Origin of the sequence: Nocardia mexicana NBRC 108244, from assembly GCF_001613165.1 — a bacterium.
GTDB lineage: Bacteria > Actinomycetota > Actinomycetes > Mycobacteriales > Mycobacteriaceae > Nocardia > Nocardia mexicana.
The window spans coordinates 1-13378 of record NZ_BDBV01000043.1; the positions used below are offsets into that span (position 1 = coordinate 1).

Genomic DNA, 13378 nt, shown 5'->3' on the forward strand with positions numbered 1-13378 from the left:
GGCCGGGCCACGACGGGGCCGGTGAGCGTCCCGCGCGAGACGCCGCGGACGAACCGGCGACGCACGACGGGGTGGGCGGACAGCCGGCGCACGACGGCCCGGGCGACCGGGCGGCCCCGCAGGATGTCGGTGGCCAGCCGACCCACGACGGTTCGAGCGCGACCACGCCGCATGACGGACCCGGTGTGCAGCCGGGCCACGATGGTGCCGCCGGGCGGCCCCCGACTCCGGAGACAGTCCCGGCCGGGAACGTATCCCACACGGGGAACGGAGATTTCGGCGGCGCGCCACACGATGGATCGCATCCCGGCGATCCGGGTGTGCCCGTCGGTGACAAGGGTTCCGACGCCGCCGCTCCGGCGGCCGGGGTGCGACCCGAGGCCGACGGCGGTCCCGCGCACGCGGCACCGGTGGACCGGCCCTTCGTAGCGCCGGACATGCATCCGGCCGCCGCGACCCCGATCGGCGCCGAACCCGTTGCCGCCAGGGGGGATTCACCCGCAGCCCCACCGTCCGACCGCACGTCCCCGCCCGGCGCGGCGCGCACCGGCGACCCCGGCACCGTCCCGGTCGTCCCGGGCTCCGAACCCCGACCCGCAGCGAGTAGCCCTGCGGCCCGGTCGGATTCGCTCACCCCGGGCCGCTCCGAAACCTCGACCCCGGCACGCACCGGTGATTCGAGCAGCCCGGCACGTGCGGGCGATTCGGGTAGCTCTTCGCGTGTGGGTGATTCGAGTAGTCCTGCGCGTGTGGGTGATTCGAGTAGTCCTGCGCGTGTGGGTGATTCGAGCAGTTCTCCGCGTGTGGGTGATTCGAGTCACCCCGCGCGTGCCGGTGATTCGAGTAGCCCGGTGCGCGCGGATGATTCGGGTAGTCCCGCGCGCGCAGGCGATGGGGCGGGCCCGGCGCGTATCGGGGAGTCCGGCGGCCCGGATCGGGCAGCCGAACCGGCGGGTGCGGGTCGCACGGCCGATGCCCCCAGCCCTGCGCGCTCGTCCGACGCGTCGCGCGGGGCGGGGTTGCCGGGTGACGGGCAACCCGGAACGCCGATCCATGCCCGCAGCACAGGTATGGAGAGCACGCCGCGCACGCCCGCGAGCCCCGAATCCGGAACGCCGATCCATGCGCGCAGCACCGGCGCGGAGAGCACGCCGCGCACACCCGCGAGCTCCGAATCCGGCCGCACCGCAATGCCGGGTGATCGTGCGGGGCTCGGTGCCGATCGACCGGGCGAGCCGGGTGGACCGCCCCGGGATCGTGATCAGGGGCCGTCCGGACCGCACGATCGCGAGGCGCCGCCGAGGGATCCGCGCGAAGCCGAGTCGCAGCGCCGGCCGGATCGCGACGACGAGCAGCCGCACCGGGACCGCACCGAACCCCACGAGACCGGTCCGTCGGAAATCCGCCCGAGCATCGAGGAAGCTCACGCCCGACACGGTGAGCAGACGCCCGCCGGCATCTCCCACCACCGCGGCGACAACTCCATGGGCGACCTGCCGCACCGCGTCCCCCGCGACGAGGGCCGCTTCACCGCGGACGTGCACGTCACCCCGGACGGCCACGCCCGCATCGGAAAACACGAATACACCCCCGAGGAATACGGCAACCTGCTGCGCGACCACGGCTGGGACGGAACGAGCCCGATCCGCCTGATCGGCTGCGACGCCGCCACCAACGGCTTCGCCGGCCGCCTGGCCGCCCACCTGGGCGTAGACGTCCTCGCCCCCACCAAATCCGCCTGGACCGACGGCCAGGGCCGCGTCTACAGCAGCACCCCGGAAATAGGCCCGGACGGCAACCGCCGCCCGCGAATTCCACCCGACGGCGGATGGGAGACCCACCATCCCGACGGGTCGACGACCAGGGCTGGCGACGACGGCTTCGTCCCGGGCACCCGGGACGCCGACAAGCAGGACCTGACCCCTCACGACGCGGCCGAACGCGCGCGTCCCGTCGACCCGGTCCGGGACGAACCGGGTCGCGACGGAACCCCGCAGCAGCGGGAGACCTGGGATCCCCCGGCTCGGCCCGACGGCACTCCGCTGCCGGAGGTGCCGTTGACCGTCGACAGGGACGTCAGAGTGCTCGATTTCAACGGCCGGGAACCCTTGCAGCCGAATTCCCGGATGCGGGTCACCGATACCGACGGCAATCTGCGGGGCGTGTTCTATACCGATGCCGATCGGAATGTCACGCACGTCGAGACGGCCGTGCCGAACGTGGGGCTGAGCCGTGATCCGATCGCGGCGCCCGTCAATCCCGATACCGCCCGGCCCGCTCCGGGCGTCAAATACAACGTGTCGACGGGCCCCAACCTCAGGCATATCTTCATGGGGCCCGAGCCGACCCACGAGAGGCAGCCCGCTGGACGCGAACCGGACGCGACCGTGCCCCCTCCGCACGATTCGCCGCTACCCGCCCGCGAGCCGACCTATGAACCGCCGCAGCGCTTCGACGAGTTCAACCGCGGGGATGTGCCACCGGCCGTCGACTGGAACCCGCCGGGCGATCACAACGGCCTGTATCGGATGGCGGAGCCGGTGCGAAACTACGACCCGGCGACATCCGGCCCGTTCTCGCTGGGCGAGCCGAGGGAACCGCACACTCGGTACGACGTATACGACACCAACGGGAATTGGCACGGCACCTTCTACACGGACGCGCACGGCAACTTCTCCCACATTCATACGTGGTCGGGCAACCGCGACCATGGATTCAATCCGGAACTCGGCACGGGAGCGACCTGGGACAGCGGATTGCAGGTTCCGAGGCCGAATACCACGTATGCGGTCGGTCCACGGTATCTGGACGGCTTCGATGCGCGTGAGCCGCGGCAACTGTATCGGACCGACGCACAGGGCGATACCGTCGCCGCGTCGATTCGCCCGCACTACCCGCCGCCGGGAACCAGGGCAGCCGACTACTTCGGTGCACGGCGCGGGTTCGACGAGACCGGCAACTTGCAGACCGACGTGGGGCAAATCGCCAGTGGCGGCAACGATCGTACGGGCACGCGCATCGACGGGGAATACGATCGCGACAGCCAGGCGCCGGCGGACCGCAGGATGTATCGGTTCGCCGGTGGGCACCTCGCCTCCTATGAATCGGGTGGCCCCGGCGAACGCATCAACCATATTCCGCAGTGGGCCTACGAAAACAGTGGCTGGCGGCTGGATGAGCGGCCGACGTCGGATTCGTGGCGGAGAATGGAGTCGGATCAGGCCGATCTTCGTGCCGACCCCAATATCGATGTCGACAGGATCGACGTGTGGGCGGAACGTCGAACACCTGGCGTGCACACCCCGGATGTTCTGCACGCTCAGTTCCAACTGATTCTCAGGAACCCGGCGTCGATTCGAGTGTATTTGAGGAGTTTCTACAATGTCCCCGAGCAAGCGAGACACCCCATCTACCTCTACCCACCCCCACCGAGCCCGTGAAATCCACGCGGAATTGCTCGCCACCGTCGGCCGCGATCTGGCGTCGACAGTGTCGGAGAATTGGTTTCGGATCGATTTCCGCTTCTGGAGCACCGGCACCATGGCTCAGTCGGAGTTGACGGTGGTCGAGCGCGATGGCGCGACTCGTGCCGTACCCGTGCCGTTTTCGGTCGTAGGGGCGCTGCGCGAGTTGCGCGCCGAAATGTACGAGCCCGGCCGTGGCACGTGGTTCTCGCTGCGTTACACCATCGATCCGCCGATGGAGTACCGCGTGCTGTTCGACTACGACGACGACCCGCAGTGGTGGCCCGAGATCGCGCCGGAGGAATGGGCGACAGATCTTCGAGCGTACCCTCGCAATCCAGAACATATACCGGACTGGCTTCGTGCGAAGCTGCCCGAAGCAGAGTGAAGAGGAATACTGACTACGGTGACGAAACCGCTTGGCCCTGAGGCCCAATCCGAGATCCTGTCCGCGATCACGGCGCGGCTGCAGATGGTGCTGCCGGCAGGGTGGCGTCATCTGCAAATCGATTACACCGCGGTCGGCGACACTGTGATCAGCGGCGGTCTGTTGCGTATGGAGAACGGTGGAATGGTCGGTGTCGCGCTGCCGGAGGACGTCGACGAGCGATTCGGGGCGCTACGCGCGGGGATGGCAAACCCGGAGACCGGCGCCTGGCTGCACGCGACCTATCGGCTCGACTACCCGGACGCCGCCACTGTGGAGTACGACCGACAGCAGATGCCGCTGTGGGACGACGCCCCGTCCGGCGCGGACTGCACTCGGGAGCTGGAGTTGTATCCGCGCGCTGCCGAGTTCGTTCCGGAGTGGATGCGGGAGCGTCTCACGTCCCGGTAATCACCGACACCGCAAGGCCTTTCGTCGCCTCATCGACATCGGGTGTGCGAAAGCCGCGCTCCAGAATGTGCTGAACCAGGCTCGGCTCCGGGGCTAATCCGTGTTTGCGGAGGTAGTGGGGAACCGAGCCCGCCCAGATCCAGGTGCCGTCGGTGCGGTAGTTCAGGGGGACGTCGTGCTCGTCGGGTGCGAACTCGTCGACGTCCAGGTGCCGGGCGGCGAGCACCACCGGTGCGGCCTCCAGATATGTCAGAAGTGCTTCGCGCAGTTCGGGATTCACGGCGGCTCGGTCGGCGACGGGCCGTCCGCTCGGGTCGTGCCCCTCATATACACGGGCCAGCCGCAATTGATGATCGGCGGAAACCGATGGCGCAGAGTCACTCATATCGAACCCCCTCGAGCTTGTCGTCCGTCCCGACTGTAGTCGTTCCTCGCTGATACTCAGTGCGTGTGCGGCGGCACCGTCGGCCCCTCGCTGGCCTGGACCAGGACGAAACCCTGGCCGTGGAAGGCCAGTTGCATGGCCTCGCCGCTGCCGCGGCCGATGAGGGCGCTCGCCTTGAAGGTGCGGTTGACGCCGACCTGCAGGCTGGTGCTCCAGGCGACCGCGGACTGGCCGTCGGCGAAGGTCGGGGCGCGGCTCGCGTCCAGCATCACCGGTGCGCCGTGGGTGGTGACGGCCACCCATCCGGTGCCCTGCAGGGTGGTGTTGAACAGCCCGCCCGAGGCCATGCCCGCGCCCTGCACCCGCTGGATGTTGGAGGTGAGGCTCGCGTCGTAGGCGAGCACGTTGGCGCCGTTGACGGTGATGCCCTCGTTCTCCAGGAAGAACATCTGCACGTCGTTGGCGTCGTCGGCCAGGAACAGCAGGCCCTGGCCCTTGACGCGCATCAACTGCACGCCCTCGCCCGTCACGGCCTTCTTGATGAATTTGCCGATGCCCCCGGCGCCTTCGTAGTCGAAGTCCATCTGGCCCTGGAAGGCCACCATGGAGCCCTGCTTGGCCAGCACATCACCGTTGAGCTGGATTCGGAGCATTTTGGCGTTCTGCAGGGCGAAGTGCCCGGGGAGCTGCCCCTGATCCAGATTGCCGAAGAACGAACTGCGCATAACCGAGCGGCCTCCCGTGTCCTGTTGTCCCCGCTGATTTCGCAGTATATCGGCGGCGCACCAGCGTTACCGGTTTTCGCGGAGAGCCCCTACAGCGTCACCCGCTGGTCCGGCAGGAGGAACAGCTTGTCGCCCTCCTTCACCCCGAAGGTGTCGTAGAACTCCTGGAGGTTGCGCACCACCTGATTGCAGCGGAATTCGTTGGGGGAGTGGGTATCCGTGAGCAGTTCGGCGGTGAGTTCCCGGGTCTGCTTGCCGCGCCAGCTGCGCGCCCAGGACATGAACATGCTGCGATAGTCGGGTTCCCGGCCCGCGCGCTGCTCGGCCATCCGGTAGGCGGCGAGCGCGATCTGCAGGCCGCGCAGGTCGGCCAGGTTCTCGCCCAGGGTCAGTTCGCCGTTGACGTGCTGATTCGGTTCGAGGCCCTCGGGCACCAGCACGTTGAACTGGTCGACGAGCTGCTTGGACTTCGCGTCGAAGGCGGCGCGGTCCTCGGGCGTCCACCAGTTGCGCAGGTTGCCGGTGGCGTCGTACTTGGAGCCCTGATCGTCGAAGCCGTGGCCGATCTCGTGACCGATGGTGGCGCCGACCGCGCCGAAGTTGACGGCGAGCTGCGAGTCCTTGTCGAAGAACGGCGGCTGCAGATACGCGGCGGGGAAGGTGATTTCGTTGTTGGACGGGGAGTAGAAGGCGTTGACCGTCTGCGGCGTGCTGTTCCACTCGGCCTTGTCCACCGGCGTGCCGAGCCGGTCGAATGCCCGCCTGGCCTCGAAGTTGTTGATGGCGACCAGGGATTCGACGAGCTTGCCGCGGGTGATCTTCAGGCCGGAGTAGTCGGTCCACTTGTCCGGGTAGCCGAGCTTCACGGTCATCTTCTCGAGCTTCAGCAGCGCCGCGTCCCTGGTGGCCGGGGCCATCCAGCTGGAGTTGCGGAAGTCCTCCCGGTAGGCCGCCATGAGGTCGGCCACCATCTTCTTGACCTCGTCCTTCGCCTCCGGCGGGAAGTACTTGTCCACGTACAGCTTTCCGAGCTGCTCGCCCAGCGACTCCTGGACGATGCCGACGCCGTACTTCCAGCGCTCCGGCCGCTCCTTCTGCCCCGCCATGACGGTGCCGTTGAAATGGAAGTTGGCGTCGTTGATCGCCTTGGGCAGGTACTTCGCGAAGGAGCGAATCAGGCTGAGCTTCAAGTACTCTCGCCACCCGGCGATATCCACCTCCGCCCAGAGCTGCGCGGCCGCCGGGATATACGACGGCTGCCCCACCACCAGCTCGGCGAACAGCTCCTTCGGCCGACCGGTGTTGCCGGAAAGCCAAGGCTCCCAGTCGAATCCCTTGCCGAGTTCGACCAGCTGGGCCCAGGTCATGCGGTTGTAGGTGGCGTTGGCATCGCGCAGGCGCACGTTGTCCCAGTGGTGCGACGCGATGCGGGTCTCCAGGTCGACCACCCGCCCGGCCAGTGCCGCCGGGTCGGGAAGTCCGGCGCCGGCGGCGATCTGCTCCATGAAGGTGCGGTACGCGGCCAGCTTGTCGGCGTACTCCGGCTTGCGGTAGTACTCCTCGCCCAGTCCGATGCCGGACTGGCCGATCGAGGGCACATAGCTGTCGGTCTTCTTGCGGTCGATGCCCACGCCGAGCCCGATCAACCCGCCCAGCGGCAGCTCGCCCATGACTCGCGCCAAATCGGGTTTCGTTGCGGCCCTGTCGATTTGATCGAACATCGGCTGGAGTGGGGTCATGCCCAGCCGCTCGATCTCGTCCCAGTCGACCCGGGCGTCGTAGAGGTCGCGGATGTGCTGGGCCTCGGTGCCCTGCTCCGGATCCCGGATGCCGTCGATGATTTCGCGCAGCTGGTCCTGGGTGCGCTCGGCCGCCTCGGTGCCCGCGCCGTACCCCGCCTTGTCCGGCGGCAGCTGATATTCGCGCAGCCACTTGCCGTTGACGTACCGGTACAGGTCGTCCTGCGGGCGCACCGCCTCGTCGACGCCCGACAGATCCGCGCCGTGCAACTGCTTCGGTGCCTCGTCCTTCGAGCACGCCCCGAGGGCCGCGGCCGCGGGCACGAGCCCCAGGGCGATCAGAAACGCGCGACGCTCGAGGCGCACCGGACCCGACGATGTCACCAGAAACCCACTCCCCGGCGAGGCAACACGCCCCGCACCCATGCTCGTAGCCGACTTGCTGCGCAAGAGGCTACCGGGATCTACAGGCTTACGCGCTGGTCCTGGGGAAGGAACAACTTGTCCGGCTCCTTCACGTCGTAGGTGGCGTAGAACTCCGGCAGATTCCGCACGACCTGGTTGCAGCGGAATTCGGCGGGGGAGTGCGGATCGCTCGCGATCTGGGTCTCGGTGGCCTGCGGGGTCTGCTTGGTGCGCCAGGTGCGGCCCCAGGATTCGAATACCGGGTGGTAGTCGGGGTTCTCGGTGCCGTCGCGCTTCTCCGCGATCCGGTAGGCGGCCAGGGAGATCATCAGGCCGCGCAGGTCGGCCAGGTTCTCGCCCACGGTGAGCTCGCCGTTGACGTGCTGCTCCGGCGGCAGGCCCTCGGGCACCAGCGCGTTGTACTGCGCGATGAGCTGCTTGGTCTTGGCCTCGAAGGCCGCCTTGTCCTCCGGTGTCCACCAGTCCTTCAGGTTGCCGTCGCCGTCGTACTTGGAGCCCTGATCGTCGAAGCCGTGCCCGATCTCGTGGCCGATCACCGCGCCGCCCGCGCCGAAGTTCACCGCGGCCCGCGCCTCGGGATCGAAGAACGGCGGCTGCAGGAACGCGGCCGGGAATACGATCTCGTTACCGGAGGGGTTGTAGTAGGCGTTCACAGTCTGCGGCGGCATGCCCCACTCGGACTTGTCGACAGGCTTGCCCAGCTTGTCGAACATCCGCTTCGCCTCGAAAGCAGTTGTGGCACGCAGGGATTCGACGAGCTTGCCCTTGGTGATCTGGAGCCCGGAGTAGTCGGTCCACTTGTCCGGGTAGCCGATCTTGGCATTGATCTTGTCGAGCTTCGCGATGGAGGCGTCCCGGGTGGGCGGCGACATCCAGCTCGAATTGCGGAAGTTGTCGCGGTAGGCGGCCATCAGATCCGAGACCATCTGGTTGGCGCGGTCCTTCGCCTCGGGCGGGAAGTACTTGGCCACGTACACCTTTCCGAGCTGTTCGCCGAGGTTGGAGTTGACCGTGTTCACGGCCGACCGCCACAGCTCCGGGCGCTCCTGCAGGCCCTGCATCACCTTGCCGAAGAAATCGAAGTTGGCGTCGGCGATCTCCTTGGTCAGATACGGCGCGTACTCGCGGACCAGGCTCAGCTTCAGATAGTCGCGCCAGGTGGCGATATCGACCTCGTCCCAGAGCTTTCCGGCCTCGGTGACGAACGACGGTTCGGCGACATTCACGGTCGCGAACAGTTCCTTCGGCCGGTCGGTGTTGCCCGTCAACCAGGCATCCCAGGCGAATCCCGGTGCGAGCGAGGTCAATTCGGCCCAGCTGCGCAGGTTGTAGGTGGCCGAGGCGTCGCGGGTGCGGACGTTGTCCCAGAACCCGGCGGCGATGCGGGTCTCCAGATCCACCACGCGCTGCGCGTAGGCGGCCGGATCGGGGAAGCCCGCTCCGGCGGCGATGCGCTGCATGAAAGTGCGGTAGGCGGCGAGCTTCTCGGCATATTCGGGCTTGCGGTAATACTGCTCGCCGAGCCCGAGGCCGGACTGGGCCACCATCGGCTGGTTGGCGTTCGAGTCCATCGGATCGGCCGCCACGCCCAGGCCGATCAGCCCGACGTTCGGCAGCGCGCCCATCACCCGGGCCAGGTCGGTCTTGTTCGCCGCCCCGTCGATCTGCGCGAACAGGTCCTGCAGCGGCGAGATGCCGAGCCTGTTCAGCTCGTCCTCGTTCATACGCGCGTCGTACAGATCGCGGATCTGCTGGTCCGCGCTCCCCGCCTTCGGGTCCTCGATACCCTCGATGATCTCCTTCAGCTCGCCCTCGACTCGATCGTTGACCTCGTCGAAGCTGCCGAAGGAGGTCTTGTCCGGCGGCAGTTGGTAGTCCCGCAGCCAGGTGCCGTTGACGAACCGGAACAGATCGTCCTGGGGCCGGACCGCCGGATCCGACCCGGCCATATCCGGACCGGCCAGCGGCTTCGTGGCCGCGTCGGAGTTGTCGCAGGAGGCCAGCACCGCCGCGGCGGGCACCAGGCCGAGGGCGGTCAGGAAGGTGCGGCGGGCGAGTCTGGACGGACGCTCGGGCGCGGTCACTCGGTCTCCTCTACCAGGTAACGTGCACTTGCTCGGACGTAGCCCGGCCGACGTTAGTGGAGTGGGCTGAGCAAACGCTGAATCGACGCGAACCCCCATCGCGCGCCGTCGTCCCGGCCCCTGATTTGGGCACGACCTGGGGCTTCGCTACACTGATCCGGTTGCCTGCGGGACAAGTGTGCCCGCACTCCGGCCGCGAACCCACAGTGGTTGATCGCTTCAGATCTGCAAAACCGCTGGCAGGCGCAGCCCCGCGTAGCTTGCGGAGCGGGCCGAAAAGGTCTGTCGGAGGGCAACTGGCCATGCCCGTCGGGTCGGAATCCGGCGTGCATATCGTCCAGGTCTAGGAGGAGCTGAAGTGATTCAGCAGGAGTCGCGACTGCGCGTCGCCGACAACACGGGTGCCAAGGAGATCCTCTGCATCCGCGTGCTCGGCGGGTCGTCGCGTCGCTATGCCGGTATCGGCGACGTGATCGTCGCCACCGTGAAAGATGCCATCCCCGGCGGAAACGTCAAGAAGGGTGATGTCGTCAAGGCCGTCATCGTGCGCACCGCCAAGGAGCGCCGTCGTCCGGATGGTTCCTACATCCGTTTCGACGAGAACGCCGCGGTGCTGATCAAGCCGGACAACGATCCGCGCGGCACCCGCATCTTCGGCCCCGTGGGCCGCGAGCTGCGTGACAAGCGTTTCATGAAGATCGTTTCGCTGGCCCCGGAGGTGCTCTGACATGAAGGTGCACAAGGGCGACACCGTGATCGTCGTCTCGGGTAAGGACAAGGGCGCCAAGGGCAAGGTCATCCAGGCCTTCCCGCAGACCGAGAAGGTTCTGGTCGAGGGCGTGAACCGGATCAAGAAGCATGTCGCGAATTCCGCGAACCAGCGTGGTGCCAGCTCGGGCGGCATCGTGACCCAGGAGGCGCCCATTCACGTCTCGAACGTGATGGTTGTCGACTCCGACGGCAAGCCGACCCGCGTGGGTTACCGCACCGACGAGAACGGCAAGCGGGTGCGCATCTCCCGTCGCAACGGGAAGGACATCTGATGACGACCACCGAGAACATCCAGCCGCGTCTGAAGCTGCGCTACCGCGCCGAGATCAAGGACGCGCTGAACAAGGAATTCAACTACGCCAACGTGATGCAGATCCCGGGCGTGGTGAAGGTTGTCGTGAACATGGGCGTCGGTGACGCCGCTCGCGACGCCAAGCTGATCAACGGCGCCGTGGCCGACCTGGCCCTGATCACCGGTCAGAAGCCGGAGATCCGCAAGGCCCGCAAGTCGATCGCGCAGTTCAAGCTGCGTGAGGGCATGCCGATCGGCGCCCGCGTCACCCTGCGCGGCGACCGCATGTGGGAGTTCCTGGACCGCCTGGTGTCCATCGCCCTCCCGCGTATCCGCGACTTCCGCGGCCTGTCGCCGAAGCAGTTCGACGGCAACGGCAACTACACGTTCGGCCTGAGCGAGCAGTCGATGTTCCATGAGATCGATGTGGACAAGATCGACCGCCCGCGCGGTATGGACATCACGGTCGTCACCACGGCGACCAACGACGAGGAGGGACGCGCCCTGCTCAAGCACCTCGGCTTCCCGTTCAAGGAGAACTGAGCACATGGCTAAGAAAGCTCTGATCAACAAGGCCAACGCGAAGCCGAAGTTCGCCGTTCGCGCCTACACCCGCTGCCAGCGCTGCGGCCGCCCCCACGCGGTCTACCGCAAGTTCGGCCTGTGCCGCGTGTGCCTGCGCGAAATGGCGCACCGGGGCGAACTCCCGGGCGTCCACAAGTCCAGCTGGTAAGATAAGTAGCAGACCCGCCGATGCGGTGGTTCGTCGACGACGGACCACCGCATTTGTATGTATTGGGTAGATGAGTCATCGCCAGATGAAAGCATGCGAAGAAAAATATTCGGCGGCTTGTGGATGATTGTGTCAAATATGGACTGTAAGTGTGAAGAGTCTGGACAAAGTTCGACTATGCTCATAGTCTGGAAAGGAAAGAGGAGGATATATTGGAGTTCGAAATAGCAGATTTTGCAGGCGCATCTGAGTTTTTTGAGGGAGAAGGGTCGGGTGAATGGGCAGAAATTCACGCAGTACTTGATAAATGCTCTCTACAGTTACAGCCGAGCGATCAGGCAGGCAAGGGGCACAGACCGATATTTGACCCGAAAGCTACGAACCGCGAGTTGACGGACGCTGCAGCTCTACACGGGTGGAAATCGATCCCAGTTCCGAAAGAGCTACAAATGTTTGGTAGCGATTGGGATGTCGGTAAGCAGACAACACTAGTTGAATGGCAGTTCTCGAACTATCCATTTCTTTGGAATAATATTATACGTACCCAGGGGGTTTATCGCTCCAAGATTCAGCTATCGGGGATGTCGGGAGTCGAGGCGATGATAATTGTCACAAAAAGCGGAAAACTTCCGGCATCCAACAGTACATTGTACTATGAGCAGGCTCGCGCTCAGATAAAAACTGTGATGGATTTCCTGGAATTTACTCTCCCGATCCGGCTGGTCGGAATAACGCTGGATTCACTCGCTCGGTCGGTCGAAGCGGTTTGGAACACCTATGCAAATAACCGCTACGACCGAGTTCCACGGTCAAAGGTCCTTCGTACCTTCGATGTTACGTGGAGTTCGCGACCGGCCAAACATGGAAACTTGGTGGCGTCACTCGAATAGGCCGACTTGTTCTGCTTGGGGCTTATCCTCGATGATGCCACGCAACCTATCGCCAAAGGCAGATTCTTCGAGCTCCAAGCGGTCCGCCAGCTCTGCACGGTGATGCTCTTCATCGAAGATTTTCGACTTTGTTCGATCGGTTGCGACTCTGCCAGTTTGAACTGCGAATCGATAATCTGATGCCGGGGTGCCTGTCCGAGAAGCGTAGGAGCGTAGAGTTTTCAAGTTAGGGAATATACCCTCGTCGTCCGGCTCGCCCTTTATTCTTTGGAGTGCGATGTTGAAATATTCCTGATCGATTTCGGCACCGGTAAAATGCCGGTGCAAATCCTGTGCTGCGACGGCGACGGTACCGACTCCCATGTAAGGATCCATGACGACATCGCCAGGCTGAGTGGTGGCAAGTATCATCCTACTCACCATGTCTTCTGGGAATTGCGCTGGATGTATCGTTTGTTCTTCGTGGTTATGCTTTACATTCTGAAATGACCAGATATCCCCTGGGTTCTTTCCCAGTGGATTGCACGTCAGCTCCCCTTTGTTCTCCCCTCGCCACGACTTTTTGTTCTGATATTTTTGAGGTACCCGAATTTCCTCAAGGCTGAACTTGTAATCGTCGCTCTTCGTGAACCAAAGAATGGACTCATGTCGAGCGGAAAACTTGTTTCGTGCGTGCAAGCCGTGCTGCCGCACCCACATTATTCTGTTGCGAGGCTGTAGATCGAGGCTCTCCAGTATCGGAAAGAATTTTATGTCCAGAGGTATCAGCTGGCCTTTGTTGGAATACGAACCGACCTGCCAAAATATGGAACCCGTCTTTTTTAGCACCCTTGCGCATTGAAAAAGAACTTCTCTTTGTTCTGTCAGATAATGTTCCAGTTCCCGCCTTGTCTCGTAGGATTTCCCGATGTTGTACGGAGGTGACGAGACGATGCAGTCGACGGCCTCGTCTGGGAGAGTCTTCAGCCACTTCAGGCAATCTCCCAGCTCGATATGGTCGAGCTTTATAGGCGCCAATTCTAAATCCCTTC

At 64.8% G+C, this 13378-nt stretch carries 14 protein-coding genes; 8 read left to right on the forward strand and 6 right to left on the reverse strand.

The annotated features are described in order from the left end of the window. A partial coding sequence (locus tag NM1_RS16860) for a hypothetical protein (RefSeq protein ID WP_157123941.1) occupies window positions 1-401 on the reverse strand: 401 nt, incomplete at its 3' end. 669 nt (window positions 402-1070) lie between these two features. On the opposite strand from NM1_RS16860, the gene NM1_RS16865 reads away from it, so the two are divergent. Genes NM1_RS16865 through NM1_RS16875 form a run of 3 tightly spaced genes read left to right on the forward strand, consistent with a single transcriptional unit; the run spans window position 1071 to window position 4302 of the window. After that, a complete protein-coding gene (locus NM1_RS16865; RefSeq protein WP_068020602.1) occupies window positions 1071-3440 on the forward strand; it encodes a DUF8616 domain-containing protein in 2370 nt (789 codons plus the stop codon). Between the two features lie 13 nt (window positions 3441-3453). Further along, window positions 3454-3852 (forward strand): hypothetical protein, encoded by a 399-nt coding sequence (locus tag NM1_RS16870; protein ID WP_084519715.1) that lies wholly within the window; start codon window positions 3454-3456, stop codon window positions 3850-3852. Between the two features lie 18 nt (window positions 3853-3870). Continuing rightward, complete coding sequence (locus NM1_RS16875) at window positions 3871-4302, forward strand: hypothetical protein (protein ID WP_068020606.1); 432 nt, start codon at window positions 3871-3873, stop codon at window positions 4300-4302. On the opposite strand, the gene NM1_RS16880 is transcribed toward NM1_RS16875, so the two are convergent. From NM1_RS16880 to NM1_RS16895, 4 genes are all read right to left on the reverse strand, one after another. After that, on the reverse strand, window positions 4289-4687 hold the full coding sequence (locus tag NM1_RS16880) for a hypothetical protein (RefSeq protein WP_174556883.1): 399 nt from the start codon (window positions 4685-4687) through the stop codon (window positions 4289-4291). The genes NM1_RS16875 and NM1_RS16880 overlap by 14 nt on opposite strands. 56 nt (window positions 4688-4743) lie before the next feature. Further along, on the reverse strand, window positions 4744-5412 hold the full coding sequence (locus tag NM1_RS16885) for an AIM24 family protein (RefSeq protein WP_068020608.1): 669 nt from the start codon (window positions 5410-5412) through the stop codon (window positions 4744-4746). An 89-nt stretch (window positions 5413-5501) separates the two neighbouring features. Next, window positions 5502-7535: a M13 family metallopeptidase gene (locus NM1_RS16890; protein ID WP_307719316.1), complete on the reverse strand. Its 2034-nt coding sequence runs from the start codon at window positions 7533-7535 to the stop codon at window positions 5502-5504. Between the two features lie 80 nt (window positions 7536-7615). Then, window positions 7616-9661 carry a M13 family metallopeptidase gene (locus NM1_RS16895; protein ID WP_246011568.1) on the reverse strand — a complete coding sequence of 682 codons (2046 nt, stop codon included), beginning with the start codon at window positions 9659-9661 and terminating at the stop codon, window positions 7616-7618. Window positions 9662-10019: 358 nt separating this feature from the next. Between NM1_RS16895 and rplN the strand changes: the two genes are divergently transcribed. The 5 genes from rplN (at window position 10020) to NM1_RS42300 (ending at window position 12347) form a co-directional block, all read left to right on the forward strand. Continuing rightward, window positions 10020-10388: a 50S ribosomal protein L14 gene (gene rplN / locus NM1_RS16900; protein ID WP_068020610.1), complete on the forward strand. Its 369-nt coding sequence runs from the start codon at window positions 10020-10022 to the stop codon at window positions 10386-10388. 1 nt (window position 10389) lies between these two features. Then, entirely contained in the window at window positions 10390-10704 is a 315-nt protein-coding gene (gene rplX, locus NM1_RS16905; RefSeq protein WP_068020612.1) for a 50S ribosomal protein L24, read from the forward strand. Beyond that, window positions 10704-11267 carry a 50S ribosomal protein L5 gene (gene rplE / locus NM1_RS16910; RefSeq protein ID WP_068020614.1) on the forward strand — a complete coding sequence of 188 codons (564 nt, stop codon included), beginning with the start codon at window positions 10704-10706 and terminating at the stop codon, window positions 11265-11267. Before rplX ends, rplE begins: the two co-directional genes overlap by 1 nt. A 4-nt stretch (window positions 11268-11271) precedes the next feature. Continuing rightward, window positions 11272-11457: a type Z 30S ribosomal protein S14 gene (locus NM1_RS16915; RefSeq protein WP_029923637.1), complete on the forward strand. Its 186-nt coding sequence runs from the start codon at window positions 11272-11274 to the stop codon at window positions 11455-11457. A gap of 212 nt (window positions 11458-11669) precedes the next feature. Continuing rightward, a complete protein-coding gene (locus NM1_RS42300; RefSeq protein ID WP_169814278.1) occupies window positions 11670-12347 on the forward strand; it encodes a BglII/BstYI family type II restriction endonuclease in 678 nt (225 codons plus the stop codon). Here NM1_RS42300 and NM1_RS41195 read toward each other — a convergent pair. After that, the gene (locus tag NM1_RS41195; protein WP_211339499.1) at window positions 12336-13364 is read right to left on the reverse strand and encodes a DNA-methyltransferase; all 1029 of its coding nucleotides are present in this window, start codon (window positions 13362-13364) and stop codon (window positions 12336-12338) included. The two genes, NM1_RS42300 and NM1_RS41195, sit on opposite strands and share 12 nt — an antisense overlap. Window positions 13365-13378: the final 14 nt, after the last annotated feature.

Bases quoted from the DNA above. Each gene is read 5' to 3' on its own strand.
- NM1_RS16880 (WP_174556883.1), bottom strand. From the start codon at position 4,687: ATGAGTGACTCTGCGCCATCGGTTTCCGCCGATCATCAATTGCGGCTG.
- NM1_RS16885 (WP_068020608.1), bottom strand. From the start codon at position 5,412: ATGCGCAGTTCGTTCTTCGGCAATCTGGATCAGGGGCAGCTCCCCGGG.
- rplE (WP_068020614.1), top strand. From the start codon at position 10,704: ATGACGACCACCGAGAACATCCAGCCGCGTCTGAAGCTGCGCTACCGC.
- NM1_RS16915 (WP_029923637.1), top strand. From the start codon at position 11,272: ATGGCTAAGAAAGCTCTGATCAACAAGGCCAACGCGAAGCCGAAGTTC.
- NM1_RS16865 (WP_068020602.1), top strand. From the start codon at position 1,071: ATGGAGAGCACGCCGCGCACGCCCGCGAGCCCCGAATCCGGAACGCCG.
- rplX (WP_068020612.1), top strand. From the start codon at position 10,390: ATGAAGGTGCACAAGGGCGACACCGTGATCGTCGTCTCGGGTAAGGAC.